Origin of the sequence: Sporosarcina sp. FA9, assembly GCF_051550205.1 — a bacterium.
Lineage (GTDB): Bacteria > Bacillota > Bacilli > Bacillales_A > Planococcaceae > Sporosarcina.
In genome coordinates this window covers 3,192,554-3,213,987 of sequence record NZ_CP188819.1, presented here as the reverse complement: position 1 = coordinate 3,213,987, position 21,434 = coordinate 3,192,554, and the positions used below count along the sequence as shown (strand labels likewise).

Sequence of the window (21,434 nt, the reverse complement as noted above, 5' to 3'; positions counted from 1 at the left end):
TATGTTTAATATAAAAGAGAAAATTGAAAGTATAAAAATGACAAGAAGATCATTTATCGGTTGGTCAGTAGCTGCTACTGTCTCTGCTGGTATTCCGTTCAGTCGTGGTTTAACGAGTAAAGTAACAGAACGAGCATTAGACGAGACAATTGATGATTCTGAAGAAGGCGTATGGAAATCAGCAGCGTGTTGGCATAACTGTGGCGGTCGTTGTGTTAATAAAGTATTACTAAAAGACGGGGTTGTTGTTCGTCAGAAAACAGATGATACGCACCTAGATAGCCCAGACTTTCCGCAGCAAAGAGCTTGCTTAAGAGGTCGCTCACAACGTCAACAAGTCTTTGGTGCTGATCGCCTCAAGTATCCAATGAAGCGAAAGAACTGGAAACCTGGCGGAGGGAAAAAAGAACTCCGTGGAAAAGACCAGTGGGTGAGAATTTCATGGGATGAGGCACTCGACATCGTCTCTAGTGAAATTAAACGTGTCGCAAATAAATATGGAAATGAAGCTATCTGGGCAACAGGAGGTGGCGAAATGGACAAAGTGTTATTTGAAAATGGTGGATGTACGACAGACTTTGGTACGGAATCCTGGGGCGCATGGAGGTGGGCGTCAACAATGATGGGGGTTGCTGAAGGCTATTATGATGTAGGTGTGAACGACCGTTTAGACTTACGTAATTCACAACTTATTGTCCTATGGGGATTAAATCCAGCATGGAGTAGTCCGGGAAGTCCTACGTTTAACTATTTACAGGCTAAAAAAGCAGGCGCAAAATTCATTACGATAGATCCAATGTATACAGACACAGCAGAGGTTTTTGATGCCGATTGGATCCCTATTAGACCAGGTACAGACCATGCATTGGCGCTAGGAATTATGCATTCGCTCCTTGATGAAGATGATCCAATAACCAACCCATTAATAGACTGGGAATTTTTAAACAGTTGTGCTGTTGGTTTTGATGAAGACCATATGCCAGAAGGTGCCAATCCTAAAGATAATTTTAAAGATTATTTACTGGGCACATATGATAATGAACCCAAAACAGCCGAATGGGCATCAGAAATTTGCGGGATAGAACCTGAGCTTATTCGTCAACTTGCTCGCCAAATTGGTGGCACAAAACGTGTCGCCTTATTAACCGGATGGGCAGCTGGTCGGATTAATGATGGAGAAGGCTGGGTCCAAGCATTTTCTACTCTTGGATTTATGACAGGTCATATGGGACGTACTGGAAGAATGACAGGGGTAAGTGTACACCGAGCTGCAGGAAATGGTGGTCCATGGTTAATCGAACAGGGTAGTCCTGGATATCCAGAACCAAAAGAAAACGCAGTAACGAATTTAATTAACCATAATGAAATATTTTCAGCAATATTAGATGGTAAGTTTCACCAAAAGGGTGAAGGTGAAAGAGATGCTAATATCCAGTTTATTTATCATCAGTACGCTGCAACATTACAAACACGTACGTCCATTAACCAAGGGATTGAAGCACACCGTGAAGTTGAATTTGTCGTAACGAATGCCTATAACTTAACGATGAATGCGCAATATTCGGATATTGTGTTACCTGTCACATCGATGTGGGAGAGAGAAGGTGGCCTCTTAGGTGGTAATCGGGAAATGATAATCGTTCACAGTAATATCGTCGATCCGCTATATGAAGCAAAAAGTGATATATGGATTGCGAAAGAATTAATGAAGAAGCTCGGGAAAAGTCCTGATGTATTATATCCATTTAGTGAAAAGCAAGCATTCTTTAATCAACTCGTTTCAACGAATGTCATTATGAAAAACGGGATCGATTTTGAGCCATTAGTTGAAATTACAGCAGCAGATATTAGCGCGTGGGGCGTAGAAGGAAAACCACAAAAAGGAAGAGTTCCCTTGGCTGAATTTATTGAAAGAGGCGTTTATCAAGTAGAGCGTAGACCCGGAGATAATTTTGGGCATATCGCTTATGCAGACTTTGTAAATGATCCGGAAAACAATCCAGTAGATACCCCAAGTGGTAAATTTGAAATTTATTGTGAAACGATTCATGAGGAATCAAAAGAAGCCTGGTCAGAAATTTCTCCAATCCCAAAATATACGGCTAAATCAGTAGGTTATGAGGATACATTTAAAGATTGGGAAAGCAAAGAAAAAGGAAAGTATCCGTTTCAATTGTATAATCCACATTATTTAAGAAGGTCGCATACTGTTTTTGATAATATTCCTTGGTTACGTGAAGCAATGCCAAGTCCATTATTTATGAATGCTACGGATGCAAAAGAGCGAGGCATTAAGGATGGCGACACGGTGATAATTTATAATGACCACGGCAGAACATTACGACCGGCAAGAGTAACGCAAACAATGACGCCGAGTGTACTTGCTTTACCACATGGTGCATGGCCAAGGTTTACTAAAGATGAAAAAATTGATAAAGCTGGAGCAGATAATATATTACAAGCCCCAGTCTCCACAGGTTTAGGTACATCGGGTTGGAACACGGTGATTTGTAATGTTGAAAAGTATGACGGGGATCCGTTAATTGAAGATAAAGATTGGGATCAGCTAGTTGTATTTCCGAAAGGACAGGTGTAAAACATGGCTCAAGTAGGTTTTTTTATTAACGTAACGAAATGTATTGGTTGTAAGACATGTGTGATTGCTTGTAAAGATAAAAATGATTTAGAAGTAGGTAGGAATTTTCGAAGAGTCTATTCTTTTGAAGAAGGAACATTTCCAAGACCAGCACTAAGCCATGTATCGTTATCGTGTAATCATTGTGATGTGCCGACATGTATCCCGAATTGTCCAACGACCGCAATTTTCAAGCGGAAAGAAGATGGGGTTGTTTTAATAGATCATGACAAGTGTGTTGGGTGTAGATATTGTGAGTGGAATTGTCCTTATGGCGCACCACAATTTAATGCGGAGTTAGGTAAGATGACAAAATGTGACACATGCATAGACTTGCGTGCAGTTGGTGAAGAACCTGTATGTGTTACATCATGTCCACTGAGGGCAATTGAGTTTGGACCAATCGAAGAACTAAGAGCAAAGTACGGTACGGTTAGTGAGATTACAGGGATGCCAAGTGCGTCAATAACAAAACCAAATCTCGTTATTAAATCGAAATAGTGAGGAGGGCTACCCATGCATGAGTGGGCATTATTCATTTTTACAATAGCCGTGCAAGCATCAATCGGCGGTATATTTGTACTAACTATATTAAAACTGAGGAGTTCCGAGCTGAAAGAATACGAGGCTTATCGCTTATTTAAAATGCCTTTGATTGTAATTTCTGTCCTTTCGTTGTTAGGTTTAATTGCCTCATTCTCCCACTTAGGCGCACCGATGAATGCAATGAATACGATTAGAAACCTAGGCTCATCATGGATGAGTGCAGAAATCGTATTAACTGGTGCATTTATTGGCTTAACTTGTTTAACAACTGCTTTAACAGTTATACAGAAAAAGGTTACTACATGGTATCTTCTTGTGACTGCGATCGTGGGCTTAATTGATGTGTACGTCATGGGAGGACTTTATGCTTCTACTTTAATTGACGGTTGGAATTCAATCAATACGTATACATCCTTTTTTGGAACTACCCTTATTTTAGGGGCTATGCTAGCTGTTGCTTTAGTAGTACCGAAGCTTTCTAAGGAGACAACAAGCATAGATACAAGAGGTTTTATAAGAAGTGCTTTTATCGTTGCTGCATTGGGGTTCGTTTTACAAGTCTTAGGATCTGCCATGTTCTTTACAGTGGTTAATGAAGTTACAATGATAGATTCGGTGTCAGCTTCATCTATCTTAGCAAACTATAAAGGAATGATTGCTTCTAGCTGGATAGTTTCTATCGTTGGCATGTTTTTATTCGGTTATATAACAGTATCCAAGTCGAAACAGACTTCTGTTAGTTTAATATTTGCAGCATTAACAATATTTGTAGTCGCTCAAGGATTAAGTCGCTATGTGTTTTATGTAATCCCAAGTTAATAAACCACGCTTAGAAAGGGGGGGTGTTGAAATGAATATATTACAACATTGGTTGGAAAGTTTGCATTATGACTATAAAATTCTCCCATCTTGTACGCATTATCAAAGTCCCCGTTCAAGTTGTAGGAAATGTATAGATAATTGTCCTGAACAAGCGATTACTTTTATGGACGGCAAACCATTCATCGACGCGGAAAAGTGTACACAATGTAGTAAGTGTGTTGTCGCTTGTCCTGTACACGCTGTGGAAGGGATTCTTCCTAAAAGGACAGTTATCAATAACCAGCTAATTATTTCGGGTGAGGAGAGTATTTCCTTAAAAGAATTACTAGTCTATTATAAAAAAAGTGTAATAACCATTGTTTTTGAACACGAAGATTCTTCGGATGAATGGAAACAAATAATAAAAAATACGAATGAAGTGTTAAGTGAACTTGGAGAAGCTACTTTTAATATTAAATATGGTAAAGTGGCGGAGGAAACTGGAACCATGATGACAAGAAAAGAGTTGTTTTTCTCTTGGAAAAAAGAAGTGAAAAACATTGCGAAAGAACTGGTTCCTGCTAAATTGCGTTTTAATCAAGAAAGTTTAGATTTAACAAAGCGCTATCCCAATCATCAATTTATTGATTTTACTTTAGATACAGGTACATGTACTTTATGTAAAGCATGTGAAATTCTATGTCCTAAAGCGTGTATTCAAATTACGGACACACATTTTACTGTTGCACCTGTACAGTGCTCGAATTGCTCACTTTGTGAAGATATTTGTCCAGAACAAGCGATTTCAATTACAAGCAAAATTTCACCTGTTACTCCAATAAATTATTTGTTCCAAGAAAGCGGATGCTCTAGTTGTGAAGAGAATTTTAATACTTTAGATGAAGGAAATCAGATGTGTTACGCTTGTCGAAAGAAAAAACAGTTTTCACTTATGTAGTGGAAATAAATTTCAGATTACTCTTGAGGCGCAATAAAAAGCATGTAACAGATACTAAACAATTCAAACAAAAATATACGAAAAATAAAGGGAGGCACTAACTATGAATTTGGCAGCCATTGGCGTACCTGGTTTAATCATCATCCTGGTAATCATACTTATTTTATTTGGTCCAAGGAAATTACCGGAAATCGGATCAGCGGTTGGAAAGACGCTTTCAGAGTTTAAGAAATCAACAAAAGAGCTTATAAGCGATGACGAAGCAACACAAAGAGAAAAAAAACCGAACTCTGATAAGTAGGTGATTATATGGGTCCAGATGGAGATTACAACCGCAAAAATTTTAGTTGGTTAGACAAAGAAGATGTGGAAATAGAAGTGGAAACAGAGCGGGAAATAAAAGATGACTACCAAGTAAAGGAAGAAAAAACGGGGGAAAAGAATAAAGAACAGCGCTCCAATCCGAAACAAGGACCGGATTCGAAGACTGAGGGAAAACCAAAGTTATCGTTGGTCACTCATCTTGTAGAGTTAAGGAAACAGCTTTTTAAGAGTATTGCTGTTTTCCTCCTCTTTTTCGTCATTGTTTTCTCGACGATTAATCTTTGGTTTCCTTATGTAACGCGTGGACACCAGTTAATCGTGCTGGGCCCATTAGAAGTTGTAAAGTTTTATATGTCAATTTCCGCTGCACTCGCGGTTGGACTTGCCTTGCCGTTTATATGCCATTTTCTTTGGAAATTCATAGGTCCTGGGTTACATGAAAAAGAAAGCCGGTTAATAAGCTTGTATGCTCCGACCATGTTGCTTCTGTTCATTGGAGGGGTATCCTTCGGGTATTTTATCGTCAATCCAATTAGCTATAATTTCTTAACAGCCTTGGGCGCCGTCAATTTTAATGTGATGGTTTCAGCTCAGGAGTATGCAAGTTTTCTTTTAATGACAACGGTCCCGCTTGGTTTGCTTTTTGAACTTCCAATCGTTGCTATGTTTCTCGCTGCAATTGGATTGCTGACGGCAGATTCAATGAGAAAAGTACGAAAATGGTCCTATTTAGCGCTTGCCATTGTTTCAGCTTTTATCACACCACCTGATTTCATTAGCCAACTTATCGTGCTTATTCCGATGATGTTGCTTTACGAAGCGAGTATTTATATCGTTAGACGTAATGAACAGCGAAAATACGGATATGTAACTTGATTCTTGCGGAATCTTTAGAGACTGCAGTCCAATTTAATGCATTCTTAGGCAATTTAATATAAGTACCATCAATGATTCAAAGTGGAAAGACATTGGCATTCAGCCCTTTAGCATTCATATTTTGCTTCCAATAACATTGGGTTAGTCGGCTAAGTAAATAGGACAAATCAGCAGTGTTTAAATTAAACGGCGACTAATTTGCGAATGACTGTTAGAATTTACTCCGATTTCTTTCTGAAATTCTTTTTTTGAACGGATATTGGTTTTAATTACTCTAAGGCTATCCCATTTGCGAAGGCTTGCAATAATAAAGATTTTCACGATTCAAAAATCGTTAAGCTTCTTCGCATCGTAATTCATAAGTGTGCAGGATAAAACATTAGTCTGTAAATTAGATAAGTATTGACGAAAAACTAAATTCTGGATTACTCTGGTCATGAGATATCCCCTAATGATAATGTGGGGAACTGATTTAGTCGTCGTTTCCCTATCTGTTTTAGAAGGTTTTTTGTATTTGTTCAAGTAATTAATTCCAATTTACTAGACTATTCCATTCTTTTTGCGGTTATGCAACTCTAGTAGGTACCTAAAATTAAAGCATTTCGTTTTTAATGCAATAGTGAACTAATTAAATTAAGTTGTAAAAGGCAACTACTCATAATCGAGTGGTCGCCTTTTTTATCTTATTCCAAATTATCTAACGCGTATTGCGCTTCTTCCGGAGTAAATCGTTCTCCGTATTCGGAAATCAATTGATCATAAATAGCCGAATCGGACATATCCATAGTTTCTGCATAAGATTGTGCCGTTTTTAAAGCATTATCTTTCCAATCAACTACAATGTTATCGATAGCATATTGTGCAGCTTCCGGAGGGAAATTCTCTCCATATTCGGAAGTTAACTGTTCATAAATGCCTGCCTTTGACATGTGCATAGTTTTAGCGTAAGACTCCGCCGTCTTTAACGCCGATTTATGTTCCCTAGGGATACTTTCCTCTTTTGCTTTGGCTTCCGCTTCAGCTTCTTCTTTTGCCTTATTTTCGGCCTCTGCTTTCGCCTTGGCTTCAGCAGCTTCTTTTTCTTTTAGTTCAGCGGCTGCTTTCTCTTCATCTGTTAACTCTTTCTTTTCTTCAACTACTGTTTCTTTATCAGCTGAAACATCGATTTTTTCTGAAACATCGTTAACGGTATCATCATCACCATTTGATCCGATTACCCCAATAATTATGATGACAATTACCCACACCCACCACTTTTTATAAAATGGTTTTTTTATCTTTGCTGTTTTAACTTTATCCACAGTATATGCCTCCTTATTTCATTAACAGTCCCATGGTACGATAGTTTCACTAATTTGACCATAGGTAAATAATGGAGGTAGTTAATGGTGTGAAAAAGATAAAAGTACCCGCGCAAGGAACAACAACGTACAATTCAACCAATGGAATATACATGCAAACCAGGGTAACTTTACAATTTATATCTAATAAATATGTAATTGTAGTGTATATTCAGATTATCTTTATTCACAGGCGGCTAACATTGAATTGCTCCCAATTAACCTATAACTTATCAAGCAAAATAGTATAAATAATAGTAGTGCATAAATTATACTTTCCCTTCCTATAGGTTATAAAAACGCCACTCAGTATAAGCTGAGTGGCGATTAATTTTATTAGTTATATTTTCTTCGGCCAAAAACTCCATTTACCAAGGACTATCAAAATCGCTGGAATTAATAGCGGACGAACGATGAATGTGTCAATCAAAATACCGATTGCCATAATGATTCCGAACAACTTCAATTCATAAATAGGCATTGTTGCCAGTACTAAGAAAGTTGCAGCCAAGATTAAACCGGCTGAACTAATGACACCACCTGTCTTTTCAACTCCTCGGCGTACCGCATCATCAAAAGGCAAAACTTTCATCTCTTCCCGTATTCGCGCAATAAGCATAATCGAATAATCGACCCCTAAAGCGACGAGGAATACGAACGAGTACAGCGGAATTCGATAACTTAGGGTATCCAAATCCAAAAACAGTTTAAACAAAACCATAGATAACCCAAGTGTCGCAGCATAGGACAACAAGATCGTCCCCATCATGTATATGGGTGCAATAATGGAACGTGTCTGCAAACCGAGCATAATTGTGATGAGCAAAGTCATTGCAATCATTACGACCCTTGTATCTCGGTTGTTAATATCCCGTAAATCTGCATTCTTTGCACTTTCACCTGCTATAAACAGCTGCGTATCCGCTAAGTCAGCTTCATTCAACATAGCATTGCTATCACTACGAAGTTCAAGCACGGTGTCGAATGCTTTTACACTATACGGATTCCCGGTAAACGTTACGGAGAACTTTGCATTCATTCCATCTTCCGTAATCGGATTGCTTTGAATGGTTACTTTATCGACACCTGGCTTACTTTCAATTTCTTCAACAACCGTCATGAGCTTTTCCATGTCCAGCTTTTCATCAGAAACAAATAACAGTGTACCTGGTGCTAAGCTTCCTTGCGAAAATGATTCTCCTAGATGATCATAACCAATACGAGACGAGAGGTCTTCTGGGAAAGATTCAATCATGTCATACGACTCGTCAATGTTTGTAACATTCCATGCACCCAGGAGAAGTAGAAGCATTATTGGAATCATGAACAACAACGGTTTTTTTGTCACTACATTTGCTACTTTACCCCAAACCGTCTTCTTTTCAATCGTCTCGTCACCATACTTGGGGATTACTGGCCAAAACGCTTTTCGACCAATCAATGCAAAGAGTGCAGGCAACAACGTTAATCCGGCGACCAGCATCGCTCCAGCTGCAATAGCAAACACTGGTGCGAAATTACGATAAGGCTCGTAAATTGAGAAGAACAACGTTGCCATACCGAGAACGATTGTACTTCCACTAAAAAATATTGGTTCTCGAACGTGACGCATTGTTTCCCGCATGGCATCATTGACCGACTCATGCTTTTTCAATTCTTCACGATAACGTGAAAAGATGAGTAGGGAATAGTCCGTCACGACTGCAAATAACAATATGGTCATTATGGATAGTGCTTGACTTTCTGCTGTAAATAATCCTGACGATGCTGATAAACCAATCACTCGATCCACAACAGCGTATACGATTGCAGCACCAATAAGTGGGATAAGTGTTAGTAAAGGCGATCTATAGATGATCAGTAACAAGACCAAGATTAATCCGACCGTTGACAATAGTAGAACAACGTCTGCTTGACTGAACAATTCAATTGCATCTGACGCAATTCCCGCTGGCCCAGTCCACGATATTTCGACATCACTGCCTATCTTTTGAGCTACCTCACTTTTAATAGATACAACAAGTTCATGTAAATCGTTTCCTTCCAATCCTTTTGGTAATGTAATTGGAACGAAAAATGTCTTTTCATTTTCGGCTAAAAAAGATGCACGTTGCTCAGGCTTCAATTCAGTTAATGGAATGACATCTACTACGCCATGAGACGATTTCGTTTCAAGCGATTCAAGCACCGCTGCATAGGATAGGACATCTTCTTCCGTCAATCCATCTTCATTATGAAACACTGCAAATAAAGGCATACCACCCTCAGATGGGAAGTATTTCTCTAACTGCCGATCCGCGATAATGGATTCAGCATCTGCAGGAAGCCCTGCATCTTTATTCGCCTGAACGAACTCCTTTGCTCCAGGTGCAAACCCCGATAGAATCACCATTAATGCTATCCAAATACTTATAGACAACCACCATATACGTTTTCCTTTTGCCATCATTATTTTCCTCCCTTTTCAATTAAAAATGTAAGGATAACGAACAATCCAAAACTAACAAGCAAAATTGTTCCTCCTATAATATAGAAGATGAGTGCTAGTGTTTCATTCACACTAAATGGTTTCATAAATTGTAGCCACATACCTGTTGTAAGTCCGATTGAACCGATAATCGCTGTCCAACCGTGTGCACTCACAAGTTTTTTCGCATGTACTTTATAGATTCGATAAAATACACCCCACGCGAACATCGACAGCCAACCGACTAATAAAATATGTGCGTGAATGGGACGGAATGCGTAAGAACCTGACCCCGCCATATGAGAACCTAATACTGTTCCAATCAAACCAAATAGTGCCGCAATACGAATAAGACGTATACTCCATTTTTCTTGCATACTTTATTCCCCCCAGTTCTTTTCTTGATATACTCTTACTTTAATCATCCAATATGAACGCAACATGAACGAGAGGTTATGACATTGGTAGTCATCAACCATTACCAGCTATCATTTTAAATGCAAAAAATCGATCCCCCTAGAATAGGGAAGATCGATTGATATCCATATAACGTAAAATGAACGGATGTTTCTTTTGTTATTTTGGTAAACATTTCAACTAGTTCATAAAAATGTACTTATACGAACGTGAATATAATAATATTTTTTTGTAGATTTAATGTGAATGGTAAAGATGGATAGCATTGGAACATATAATTACGAATGCTATACTTACTGTAAGCAATAGTGAATATTCAGTAAGAACGGTGTTTCGTAATCGGGCCATTTTGTTAAAGAAGTAAGGAAAGGGGAATAAAGATGTTAGAAATTATTATCCCAATTATTTTTGTCTCACTTATAGTTATTATTTTATCGGTTATCTCAAAAAAGAAGAATAAAGTGGATAAAGGTTTTAAATTTAATTACTTTGGATTATCTTACAGAAGAAAGATGATTAGAACCTTAGTAAATCTCCCTGTATTCGTTTTATTGCTTTTTGTTATCCATTACTTTACGGATTGGGGTATCCCGACAATTGTACTGTGGGGATTATTATTTCTAATAGCTTTTATTATCCAACTAATATACAACTACACTATGTGGAAGAGACTTGAAACATAATTAAAATTATGAATTCAATAAACGGGAGCGATTGCCAAATAAATGATTGCCGATACCGGGCCAAATTGGAGGAGATTCATATGAAAAATGTCACAATAATTTTTAAAGCAGTTGCATTAGGAATGGGTGTGAGTACACTTGTTTTAAGTATTTTAGGAGAATTATCTGTGGATACTGCAATAACACTACTGTCAATTGGTGTTGTTTGCTTAGCAATTGTACAGCTTCAAGACAAAGAAAAATAACTAGAAAACAGGTGCGATTATGAAATCTGAATCTACGCCACTTCAGTAATATGGACAGTTTACAAGAATAGAAGGGGGTATTCTGATGGATTTTGGAAATGAATACTTAAAGATTGTGAAGGCAAGATTTGAAAGCGTTAAAAATCTAGGCGATAAAACAATAAGTCAATTAACAGAGGAAGATATACGCTGGAGGCTAAACAAGTCTTCAAATAGTATTGCGACTATCGCAAAACATTTAAGTGGAAATATGATATCCAGATGGTCGAACTTTTTAACAACAGATGGAGAAAAACCGTCAAGAAATCGTGATCAGGAATTTGTAGATGACATTTCTTCAAAGCTAGAAATGAACACCATTTGGGAAAATGGGTGGAGCACACTTCTTGATACATTGAACAAATTAGAAGGTAAAGACTTGTTAAAAAATATAACCATTCGTGGTGAGAACCTCACTGTTCTAGAAGCAATCGAAAGGCAAATGGCTCATTATGCTTCTCATGTTGGACAGATTGTTTATATTGGAAAGCAATTAAAAGATGAGAACTGGGAAACGCTTAGTATACGAAAAGGAAAATCAGAGGAGTACTTACAGCAGAAGTTGAAGAAACATCAATCTTAAGTTATTTACCTTTGTGCTGTTAATGAGTGCAATTCTGGTATATAGAATCTGCACCCATTCAGTAATAGGGTCAGAATGTAGGGAACGTTTTGACATAGCTATGACAAACGATAATAAATAAATCAGCAATAAAGAAGGTAATCATGTTGGAGATAATTACTCGGAAATTAATATATATACCAAAATCAAAGATATTCCGGTGGGGTTATTCTTAATAAATATGATAATAACTGCAAAATACACGATTGGTGTATTATCTGCTTTATATGCAGCGTTGCTATCCTTTAGCATGCTACATATAAAGCATTTATGGCATCGGATTTAATAAACGGAATGGCCACAATACTGTTAGTTATTTTCGTCGATCCAAAAGTCTCTGTCATTGCAAATGATGTAGTGAATGGGAGAGGGAATTACCAAACTCTTAAGAACATGTCATTAACGATGGTTACTTCAAGACTATTAGGAACTTTATTGGCACAAGTATTATTTATACCAGGAGCTAAGTATATTGCTTGGTTTACACAATTCACAGTTTGAGGTGAATGTTCCTACATTAGGAACTAAATGAGGGAGAGAGATTAAATGTTTCCTACACTAGAAACAGATAAGCTGATATTAAGAGAAATAACAAATGAAGACACAGAAGGTATTTTTGCTTGTTTTTCTAACGAGGATGTAACACGTTTTTACGGACAAGAAACGTTGAAAAGTGGAATAGAAGCAGAAAAAATCATAGATATATTTTCGAAAAACTATAGTGAAAAAAGAGGCATACGATGGGGGATTGAGAGAAAAGAAACCAAAGGTATAATTGGGACAATTGGCTTTAATGCTTGGTTGCCAAAACATAAACGAGCTGAAATTGGTTACGAAATACACCCGCAACAATGGAGAAAAGGATATACTTCAGAAGCAGTTTCCGAAGTCCTTTCCTATGGCTTTGATGTTATGGGTTTAACTCGTATAGGTGCAGTCGTATTTATTGAAAATGAAGCTTCGAATAAATTATTAGAAAAAGTAGGCTTTCAACAAGAGGGAGTTTTAAGAAATTATATGTACCAAGATGGAAAAGCATATGATACATACGTTTATTCCCTCCTTAGGGAATAGTCTTTCACAATTGGGCACTTAATAGAATTAGACCTATATGTTAACGGAACTTCAAACGATTTTTTAGAAACAATTTACTGGAGGGAAAATAAATGGTATGGGGAACTATTTTACTATGGATTGTAGGTTTATTTGTTTTGTACGTAGTAATCTTTACAGCAGTAAAGGATGGAATTGACAGATCAGAGATTGGTAAATTGATAAAAATGAAGTATGGGGTTAATGATGGAGTTATTTCGGTTAGTGATGATGAAATTGAAAAGGAATTAGAAGATGAATTTAAAAGTTAGAAATAATGGATTAATAGATTTAAAATAGTCTTTCTTTAAACTATCTGGTGCGATGAATGAATATAGGCTGTCCTACAATCCAGCCGTTTTGCAAGAAAGAATATTAGCGGATTACCTTAGTAGACGGGGGCAAAGTATGAATTACAAGGATGTTTTTAGTGACCTTATAAGAATTAGACCGATAACTTTAGAGGACTTTGGTTACGTTTTAAAATGGAGTATGGACGACAGATTTTGTTCGGCAAACGACTGGGATATAAATAGAAACGAGCAAGAATTATATGAATGGTGGATACATTGCGTAAATAATCTACCCGAAGATTTCATTCGTATGGGAATCGAAATGGAAAATAAGTTAATCGGATATGCAGACTTAGCCTATATTAAGGATAATTCAGCTGAACTAGGAATCGCGATTGGTGAAAGTACATTATGGGGGAAGGGAATTGGATTTGAATCCAGTATACTCATGATTGATTATGCTTCTTCACATTTTAGTATTACAGTTTTCAATGCTGAAACACACGAGACGAATATTCGAGCGAGAAGAATGCTGGAAAGAATAGGGTTTAAGGAAGTTAGTAGAATTGGTGCTGAGAAATATTTACGTATTGAAACTAAATTAATACAATACAAACTAGCTTCATCGGACAAAAATTAATCATTATATGTCTATATTAGGAGGCCAATAGGATGCTTGGATTACCTAAAGGTGAGGTCTTTTTAGTATCTTGGAAAGAAGACTGGCCAAAAGAATTTTTATTAGAGAAAGATAGAATACAAAGTAAAATTGGTCAGTATGTTGTTGATATTCACCATATCGGCAGCACAGCCGTAAAGGGGCTCAGTGCTAAACCTATCATTGACATTGCTGTTGAGATTAAGGATTTTAACGTTGGTAAGCAATGTGTCACTCCTTTGGAAAGTCTAGGTTACTCTTACAGGGGAATTAATATACTCCCAGATAGACACTACTTTAATAAGGGAGAACCGAGGACACATCAAATTCATATGTACCAAACTGGAAACAAGTTTTTAGTGGAGCAGTTAAAATTCAGAGATTACCTGCGCAGCAATGATATAGCAAGAATGGAGTATGAAGAACTTAAAATAAAACTTTCAAAGGCAAATAAACATAATAAACACAAATATGCAGACGAAAAAACTGATTTTATAAAACTGAGTTTAGCAAGGATAAAATAGTTATCCCCCGCAATCGGGCGCATTTCCTAACTAAGGATCTGTGCCCTTTTGAATTTAGACCGGGTATTTATTAATTACAAGTAAATATGAAGAAATGTCCCAACAGGATAGGTTGGTTCAAAAATTAAATTGAAGATAAGTGAATAAGCTTATGCCGAAGATAAATATTGACAAGACACCAACTAGTGACATATGATAGGGACACCAATAAGTGTCCTATATGCGAGGTGGGAAGTTTTGAACGAAAAAAAACAAGAGCGTGATGTTTATGTAGCCATTGCCGACCCAACAAGACGTAAATTGCTACATTTGTTGGCAAACGCAGGTGAATTACCTTTGTACGAACTAACTGCCGAGTTCCAAATGGGGCGTACAGCAGTATCTAAACATTTGGCAATCCTTAAAGAAGCTGGTCTGGTTACTGTTCGAAAGGTTGGAAGGGAAACAAGGTATCGAATAAATGCGGCTCCCTTGCAAGAAATTAAAGACTGGGTATCCTTTTACGAAAATTTTTGGATGGAAAAAGTATCGCATTTAAAAAAACTGTTATCGGAGGAATAGACAATGGCAGACGTATCATTAGATTTTCAATTTTCAAGTTCAGTTGAGCAAGTGTGGAAGGCATTAACAGATTCAGATATGCTATCACAATGGATATGGAAAAATGACTTTAAACCAGTGATCGGAGAAAAATTCCAATTTCGTTCTGAGCCAAATGAATGGTGGGACGGCATCGTTAATGGTGAGGTACTCGAAGTAGAGGCGCCTCATATATTATCTTACACTTGGGCAAGTGCTGGAGAAACGACTACGATTACATGGACATTGAAAACGGATTCAGATGGTGCTACACATTTGCATTTTGAACAAACTGGTTTCAGTGAGGCAACAAAAGCAACCAAAGGAGCTATTGAGGGAGCCAAATACAGTTGGACGAATTTTGGTGAGCAACTCAAAAAAATGTTGGAACAGTAAACGTGTTTTGCTTCAAGTAAATGTTTTAGATTAGTGTTAATTCAAAATGAGGAACTGCACGAGTTATCATTAAATTCCACTTCTCAGTTGAGGTGTGACCCAAGTTACAACAATAAAGTTTATATAAAGAAAGGGAAGTTAAATATGAAGAACGTAAAACCATTTTTAATGTTTCAAGGCGGTATTGCAGAAGAAGCTATGAAATACTACACTTCACTCATCGAGGATTCGGAAATTAAAAGTATTACGCGATATGGAGCTGAAGGACCTGGTGAAGAAGGTACCGTTGTACAAGCTGTATTTTCATTAAAAGGGCAGGAGTTCATGTGTATCGACAGCCATGTTAATCACGAGTTTACGTTTACTCCGTCTTTTTCTATCTATCTTACGTGTGATACTGAAGAGGAAATTGATAGCCTTTATGAAAGAATGATGCAAAATGGCACAGCACTTATGCCTTTAAATAACTATGGTTTCAGCAAAAAGTTCGGATGGCTGAACGATCAGTTTGGAGTATCCTGGCAGTTGAACTTGCCGGAGTAATCCAAAATAATTACAAACGAAAAAACACCGATTCCATTTGTATATATAAATGGAATCGGTGTTTCTAGTTGAATCGACAATAATCTTGAAAATTCAAGGAAGTTAGTCCAGTAATCCGATTTTTGACTAAGGGGCTATAAATTGAATAGTTTATAGTTATAGAGCATTTCTAAGCAATTAGGAATGCTTTTTACCTCTGTCCAAAATGAAAAACATATTTATGTAGCTAAAATAATGTGTTGGAATGCGATATATTTTTATTGATATTCAATAAGTAACATGTTAAAGTCAAATTAACAATAAACAAGTTAAGCGGGGTGCATTTTATGAAACGAGGAACAACACTATTTTTAAAGATAGCTGTTATTTTTATTGGAATTCCAGTTCTTGCTTTATGCATATTTGTGGTGCCTGAGATAGCCAATTTTGCAGCAGAATTGTATCCAGATATTACTTATTTGAAATATCTCGTATTAATCGATATGTATGCAGCTGCGATACCTTTTTACTTTGCTCTGTTTCAAGCTTTTAAGCTATTAAGCTATATTAACAACAGCAAAGCATTTTCGAATTTATCTGTAAAATCTTTAATGAAAATTAAATACTGTGCAATCATAATTAGTATTTTGTATGTGGTAGGCATGCCGATTTTTTATCTCATGGCGGAAATAGACGATGCACCTGGTATCATTGTAATCGGATTGGTCATTATTTTTTCTTCTATGGTGATTGCGGTCTTCGCCGCTGTTCTTCAGAGACTCTTACAAGAAGCCATCGATATAAAATCAGAAAATGACTTAATGGTCTGAGGTGAATAAAATGGCAATTATAATCAATATTGATGTGATGTTGGCTAAAAGGAAAATGAGTGTAACAGAACTTACGGATAGAGTCGGAATAACAATGGCGAATATTTCAATACTGAAGAATGGTAAGGCAAAAGCGATTCGTTTTTCTACTTTAGAAGCTATATGTGAGGCCTTAGACTGTCAGCCTGGGGATATTTTAGAATACCGAAGTGATACAGACACCTGATCTTAATAGGATAAGAATATTTGACGTTGAAATGAATCAAACACGTAAAAGAGGAATTACTATGAATTCAACCATTCAAAATGATGTTCAGAAAATACCTTTGAAGGCACAAATCATGAGAGCACTAAAACAACTCTTTCGTTTTGGTTGGGGGCAGGCCCTATCCTGTTTGTTTCCTGTAGTTATCTTTGCATCTTTAGCTGTTACACAAATCATGCCACTTCCCTTGCTACCACGGTATGATTGGCTGCTCATAATTTTCCTTCTGATGCAGTGGTGGATGGTACGCTTTGGGCTTGAAACACGAGATGAACTAAAGGTCATCACATTGTTCCACTTGATTGGGCTTGCTCTTGAAATTTTCAAGGTACATATGGGTTCCTGGTCATATCCAGAGGAAGGATATTTCAAAATTTTTGGAGTACCTTTATATAGCGGGTTCATGTACGCAAGTGTGGCAAGTTATCTTTGCCAGGCATGGAGGAGGTTTAAGGTCGAACTGGTTAAGTGGCCACCGTTTTTGGTAGTTGTATCACTTGCATCTGCGATTTATTTAAATTTCTTCATTCACCATTATTGGATTGACGTCCGCTTTTGGCTATCTGGACTTGTAATTATCGTCTTTTGGAAATCATGGGTCACATACGAAGTTGATGGAACCCGTTACCGTATGCCCCTCATACTTTCCTTTATGCTCATCGGATTTTTTATATGGATTGCCGAAAATATCGCAACGTTCTTTGGAGCTTGGAACTATCCAAACCAAAGTAATGCATGGAGTCTCGTGCATCTAGGAAAGGTGAGTTCGTGGGTCTTATTAGTGATTGTAAGCTTTCTAATAGTAGCAACGCTAAAACGGGTTAAGGAAAAACTTCATTAGGATGGATACTAGTCCGTTTTTATACTGTTTAAGAACCTTTTTTGAGTGAAGGGTGCCTGTACACCAAACATCCAAGCGCAAAAAAAGCCGACGTCAATGCCGGCCGATAAACAATTATTGCTGATTCATGAAATATAAAAACCAAACCGCATGATTTTGTTCATCCGCTGAGGTATTTGTAAAAGCGTCTTTAATAACTGGGTTATCGGTATTTCTTGCTATGTTGTGATAGAAGTCAACAGTTTCCTGTTCATCTATGAACGAAGCAAGTACCCCGCTTCTATAATCAGCAGGACATTGTCTTGTAATTATTGGAGAAGGTTGTTTTCCTGTTAATGAAATATAAAGATGCCAAAAGGTTCCATAGTGTCTGATTTCATCATTTCTAATTTCAAGAATGCGTTTTTTAATCACGTCGTTTGGTGCTTGGTTCGCTAATAGTTCATAACAGGAAATTGCAGTGTACTCACCATTAATCGCATTTAAAATATCATTTAACACTGCCGTATTTGTAGAAGGTTGCACAGAACTTTGATTCAATTTTAGATCACCTCTTTTAATTATGGTATGAGTAAAAAAAGTAATATGAACCTTGTCTTATAGGAATAATAGTCACTAGCGTTGCATAGTCACCCGAAACTTAAGTAAGTGCGCAAACGCCTTGTCTGGGGTTTGATAGTCTAAGACTTTTCGTGGCAGTGTATTCATCCAGTCATTTCTAAGTCACCTTACCTACTGGTATTCCACAAACTAGACCTTTTGTTTTACATGATTATTGTGATTAAAATGAAGGCAAGATGATGAACTTTTTGAATGGTGTTTATGTTAATCCACCATACTCAACTCAATAGAAAGTCCAAACTATAATGGTTTGGGCTATTTTTTATTTTTTCGATTGTAACCTATTCTGTTTTATATTCTTGATGTACGTCAAGGTTTGATTCCACTAAACGTTTTATACTTAGGTTAGAAGTTAAGTAAACAAAAAACTAGGAGGATGAAAATAATGAAAAAAGGTGTATTTAGTTTAGAGCCGCTCAGCTGTCCAACTTGTATTAAGAAAATTGAAAGTACGTTAAGCAAAATGGATGGGGTAAAAGAGGTAAAGGTGATGTTCAACTCCAACAAAGTACGCACACAATTTGATGAAGAAGTTGTCAGTGCAGATAAGATTCAAGAAACAATTGTCAAACTGGGTTACCCGGTACTATCACAAAAAGTTTCATGATTTCTGAAGAAAAAGAAAGGTGGGAACAACGTGAATGCTAAAAGAACATCCCAAATTACCGCCTTAACTGGAGCACTTCTTGCCATTGCAATCGGCCTCCACTTCGGGGGCCTTCACTCATTACGACAATGGACACTCATAACGGCAACTGTAATTGCAGGATTACCGATTTCGTGGAAAGCAATTCAAGCACTACGCATGAAAGCCTTCAGTATTGAACTTCTTGTCACAATCGCGGTAGTTGGTGCGCTATTTATAGGTGAATACGTAGAATCTGCCGCTGTTACATTTCTCTTCTTATTCGGTGCTTACCTCGAAGTACGTACATTAGAAAAAACACGCTCATCACTGAAATCTCTTATCGACATGGCACCTCTCGAGGCAACCGTCATCCGAGATGGCGAAACAATTACCATTTCAGTGGAAGATGTAATCGAAGGCGATCGGGTCGTAATCCGCTCTGGGGAAAAAGTAGCTATAGATGGAGTGATTGTTGCAGGTAAAGCGATATTAAGTGAAGCAGCCATTACTGGTGAATCGGTTCCTGCAACAAAAGCAATTGAGGACCGCGTATTTAGTGGAACGATGGTCGACAATGGATTTATTGAAGTTATTGCAGACCGCGTAGGCGACGATACGACATTTGCACGTATTATCGAACTTGTAGAAGATGCCCAGGAAGCAAAATCAAAAACACAAAAGTTCCTTGATCGCTTTGCAAATATCTACACGCCTTCAATTGTCATCTTATCAATAATTGTTTATATCTTCACACGTAATATTGAAATGACACTAACATTCCTTGTTGTCGCATGTCCAGGTGCACTCGTTATTTCCGCTCCGGTATCAATCGTTGCAGGAATCGGAAATGGCGCTCGTAACGGTGTACTCGTCAAAGGCGGCGAAATTATGGAGAACCTTGCCAAGATTGATACAGTCGTCTTTGATAAAACAGGTACACTTACACGTGGACGTCCTGAAGTAACGAATATCCACATACTTTCAGGGGATGAAAATGAATTTCTACGGCTTGTTGCAGAGGCTGAAATGATTTCAGAACACCATCTCGGGCAAACTATTGTTAAGGAAGCTCGAAGACAAGAAATTCCACTTGTCAATCAACCCGAAGAAGCCGAAGTCATTGAAGGTAATGGTATTCGGGCAAAAATAGAAGGAAAAGTACTCACAGTTGGAAATCGTAAACTGATGGCTGCGAATAAAATAGTCATTGAGGAAACAGTTGAAGCCTATGCTATAGATCGTGAGAAAGCCGGTAACACGGCCATATTTGCAGCAATTGATGGTGTGATTCAAGGCATCGTATCGATTGCAGACCAAATTCGTCCCGAAGCTATGGGCGCAATCAAAGAGCTTCGCCAAAATGGTGTCAAACAAATCATCATGTTAACTGGCGACAATCGTCACACAGCTGAACTTGTCGGTAAACAGCTCGGGCTTGATCAAATACATGCAGAATTACTGCCAGAAGACAAAGTTTCCTGGATTCAGAAGTTAAAAGATGCAGGTCACATCGTCGCAATGGCTGGTGACGGAATTAACGATGCTCCCGCAATTGCAACGGCACATATTGGGCTTGCAATGGGGGAGGGTGGAACTGATATTTCAATGGAAACTGCGGATGTTGTTCTGATGGCAGACAGATTGGATCAGTTCTCCCATGCACATGCTCTTGCGAAAGCAACAATTCGCAACATGAAGCAAAACACTTATTTCGCAGTCGGAACGGTTTTCCTCCTTCTTGCCGGCGTCCTATTCGGAAAAGTATTCTTAGCATCAGGTATGCTCGTCCATGAATTGAGTGTGTTAATCGTTATTCTTAACGCAGTCAGATTGATTCGGTATTCTAAGAAAGAAGTGGAAATGAAAGAACCGAATGCTATCCTCCAAACTGAGTAGGGGATTGCGAAAGTAGAGAAATAAGCTATGTGAACACCTATTATAAGGCATGATAGAGATGTAGAAAGTCTGCATCTCTATTTATGTTTAGATTATCATTTCGCCTCTTATATAGAAGTAACTCTATTTACACAGGAAATTATTGTAGGTTTAAGAATTGCTTCTGATTAAGAGAAGGTTTTTTTATTTGAATATACGGGTATAATATATATTCTCACAAATACTGAATAGGCTTCAATACTGTTTGTTACAAACTAAAGTGTTGACGGTGAAATAAATTCATGTTATATTTAGCTTGAATTCGAGATACTTATGATTTAAGTTGTTCCCCAGCAT

The 21,434-nt window shown here is 37.6% G+C and carries 25 protein-coding genes and 1 pseudogene; 22 read left to right on the top strand and 4 right to left on the bottom strand.

Annotation, left to right across the window (positions count from 1 at the left end):
- The first annotated feature begins 1 nt into the window (after position 1).
- The 6 genes from ACP8HH_RS16380 (at position 2) to tatC (ending at position 6,140) form a co-directional block, all read left to right on the top strand.
- Entirely contained in the window at positions 2-2,596 is a 2,595-nt protein-coding gene (locus ACP8HH_RS16380) for a molybdopterin-dependent oxidoreductase (protein ID WP_438313129.1), read from the top strand.
- Positions 2,597-2,599: 3 nt separating this feature from the next.
- A complete protein-coding gene (locus ACP8HH_RS16375; protein WP_438313128.1) occupies positions 2,600-3,136 on the top strand; it encodes a DMSO/selenate family reductase complex B subunit in 537 nt (178 codons plus the stop codon).
- Positions 3,137-3,151: 15 nt separating this feature from the next.
- Positions 3,152-4,000, top strand: coding sequence for a dimethyl sulfoxide reductase anchor subunit family protein (locus tag ACP8HH_RS16370; protein WP_438313126.1), 849 nt, complete (start codon positions 3,152-3,154; stop codon positions 3,998-4,000).
- A 31-nt stretch (positions 4,001-4,031) separates the two neighbouring features.
- On the top strand, positions 4,032-4,940 hold the full coding sequence (locus tag ACP8HH_RS16365) for a 4Fe-4S dicluster domain-containing protein (RefSeq protein ID WP_438313124.1): 909 nt from the start codon (positions 4,032-4,034) through the stop codon (positions 4,938-4,940).
- Between the two features lie 103 nt (positions 4,941-5,043).
- A complete protein-coding gene (gene tatA, locus ACP8HH_RS16360; protein WP_438313122.1) occupies positions 5,044-5,241 on the top strand; it encodes a twin-arginine translocase TatA/TatE family subunit in 198 nt (65 codons plus the stop codon).
- Between the two features lie 8 nt (positions 5,242-5,249).
- Complete coding sequence (gene tatC / locus ACP8HH_RS16355; RefSeq protein ID WP_438313120.1) at positions 5,250-6,140, top strand: twin-arginine translocase subunit TatC; 891 nt, start codon at positions 5,250-5,252, stop codon at positions 6,138-6,140.
- Positions 6,141-6,823: 683 nt separating this feature from the next.
- On the opposite strand, the gene ACP8HH_RS16350 is transcribed toward tatC, so the two are convergent.
- From ACP8HH_RS16350 to ACP8HH_RS16340, 3 genes are all read right to left on the bottom strand, one after another.
- Positions 6,824-7,441 carry an Ltp family lipoprotein gene (locus ACP8HH_RS16350; RefSeq protein WP_438313118.1) on the bottom strand — a complete coding sequence of 206 codons (618 nt, stop codon included), beginning with the start codon at positions 7,439-7,441 and terminating at the stop codon, positions 6,824-6,826.
- Between the two features lie 379 nt (positions 7,442-7,820).
- Positions 7,821-9,926: an MMPL family transporter gene (locus tag ACP8HH_RS16345; RefSeq protein WP_438313116.1), complete on the bottom strand. Its 2,106-nt coding sequence runs from the start codon at positions 9,924-9,926 to the stop codon at positions 7,821-7,823.
- A gap of 2 nt (positions 9,927-9,928) precedes the next feature.
- Positions 9,929-10,324 carry a hypothetical protein gene (locus tag ACP8HH_RS16340; protein ID WP_438313115.1) on the bottom strand — a complete coding sequence of 132 codons (396 nt, stop codon included), beginning with the start codon at positions 10,322-10,324 and terminating at the stop codon, positions 9,929-9,931.
- A gap of 420 nt (positions 10,325-10,744) precedes the next feature.
- On the opposite strand from ACP8HH_RS16340, the gene ACP8HH_RS16335 reads away from it, so the two are divergent.
- From ACP8HH_RS16335 to ACP8HH_RS16270, 14 genes and pseudogenes are all read left to right on the top strand, one after another.
- On the top strand, positions 10,745-11,047 hold the full coding sequence (locus tag ACP8HH_RS16335; RefSeq protein WP_438313113.1) for an ATPase: 303 nt from the start codon (positions 10,745-10,747) through the stop codon (positions 11,045-11,047).
- A gap of 80 nt (positions 11,048-11,127) precedes the next feature.
- Entirely contained in the window at positions 11,128-11,292 is a 165-nt protein-coding gene (locus tag ACP8HH_RS16330) for a hypothetical protein (protein ID WP_438313111.1), read from the top strand.
- An 85-nt stretch (positions 11,293-11,377) separates the two neighbouring features.
- Entirely contained in the window at positions 11,378-11,914 is a 537-nt protein-coding gene (locus ACP8HH_RS16325; RefSeq protein WP_438313110.1) for a DUF1572 family protein, read from the top strand.
- A 181-nt stretch (positions 11,915-12,095) separates the two neighbouring features.
- Positions 12,096-12,454 (top strand): annotated as a pseudogene (locus ACP8HH_RS16320) (lipid II flippase family protein); the annotation flags it as partial.
- A gap of 45 nt (positions 12,455-12,499) precedes the next feature.
- Positions 12,500-13,027 carry a GNAT family N-acetyltransferase gene (locus ACP8HH_RS16315; protein WP_438313108.1) on the top strand — a complete coding sequence of 176 codons (528 nt, stop codon included), beginning with the start codon at positions 12,500-12,502 and terminating at the stop codon, positions 13,025-13,027.
- Between the two features lie 92 nt (positions 13,028-13,119).
- Positions 13,120-13,317, top strand: coding sequence for a hypothetical protein (locus ACP8HH_RS16310; RefSeq protein ID WP_438313106.1), 198 nt, complete (start codon positions 13,120-13,122; stop codon positions 13,315-13,317).
- Between the two features lie 136 nt (positions 13,318-13,453).
- Positions 13,454-13,978 (top strand): GNAT family N-acetyltransferase, encoded by a 525-nt coding sequence (locus tag ACP8HH_RS16305; RefSeq protein ID WP_438313104.1) that lies wholly within the window; start codon positions 13,454-13,456, stop codon positions 13,976-13,978.
- A gap of 32 nt (positions 13,979-14,010) precedes the next feature.
- Positions 14,011-14,520, top strand: a complete 510-nt coding sequence (locus ACP8HH_RS16300) for a GrpB family protein (RefSeq protein WP_438313102.1) — start codon at positions 14,011-14,013, stop codon at positions 14,518-14,520.
- 237 nt (positions 14,521-14,757) lie between these two features.
- Entirely contained in the window at positions 14,758-15,081 is a 324-nt protein-coding gene (locus tag ACP8HH_RS16295; protein ID WP_438313100.1) for an ArsR/SmtB family transcription factor, read from the top strand.
- A gap of 3 nt (positions 15,082-15,084) precedes the next feature.
- Positions 15,085-15,495, top strand: coding sequence for an SRPBCC family protein (locus ACP8HH_RS16290; protein WP_438313098.1), 411 nt, complete (start codon positions 15,085-15,087; stop codon positions 15,493-15,495).
- Between the two features lie 144 nt (positions 15,496-15,639).
- Complete coding sequence (locus ACP8HH_RS16285) at positions 15,640-16,038, top strand: VOC family protein (RefSeq protein ID WP_438313096.1); 399 nt, start codon at positions 15,640-15,642, stop codon at positions 16,036-16,038.
- A gap of 326 nt (positions 16,039-16,364) precedes the next feature.
- A complete protein-coding gene (locus ACP8HH_RS16280; protein WP_438313094.1) occupies positions 16,365-16,847 on the top strand; it encodes a DUF2975 domain-containing protein in 483 nt (160 codons plus the stop codon).
- Positions 16,848-16,857: 10 nt separating this feature from the next.
- Complete coding sequence (locus ACP8HH_RS16275; RefSeq protein WP_438313092.1) at positions 16,858-17,073, top strand: helix-turn-helix domain-containing protein; 216 nt, start codon at positions 16,858-16,860, stop codon at positions 17,071-17,073.
- Positions 17,074-17,188: 115 nt separating this feature from the next.
- On the top strand, positions 17,189-17,953 hold the full coding sequence (locus tag ACP8HH_RS16270; RefSeq protein ID WP_438319229.1) for a DUF817 domain-containing protein: 765 nt from the start codon (positions 17,189-17,191) through the stop codon (positions 17,951-17,953).
- Between the two features lie 114 nt (positions 17,954-18,067).
- On the opposite strand, the gene ACP8HH_RS16265 is transcribed toward ACP8HH_RS16270, so the two are convergent.
- Complete coding sequence (locus ACP8HH_RS16265; RefSeq protein ID WP_438313090.1) at positions 18,068-18,493, bottom strand: ferritin family protein; 426 nt, start codon at positions 18,491-18,493, stop codon at positions 18,068-18,070.
- A 466-nt stretch (positions 18,494-18,959) separates the two neighbouring features.
- On the opposite strand from ACP8HH_RS16265, the gene ACP8HH_RS16260 reads away from it, so the two are divergent.
- The gene (locus ACP8HH_RS16260) at positions 18,960-19,181 is read left to right on the top strand and encodes a heavy-metal-associated domain-containing protein (protein ID WP_438313088.1); all 222 of its coding nucleotides are present in this window, start codon (positions 18,960-18,962) and stop codon (positions 19,179-19,181) included.
- A gap of 30 nt (positions 19,182-19,211) precedes the next feature.
- Positions 19,212-21,098, top strand: a complete 1,887-nt coding sequence (locus ACP8HH_RS16255) for a heavy metal translocating P-type ATPase (protein ID WP_438313086.1) — start codon at positions 19,212-19,214, stop codon at positions 21,096-21,098.
- The last annotated feature ends 336 nt before the right edge of the window (positions 21,099-21,434 follow it).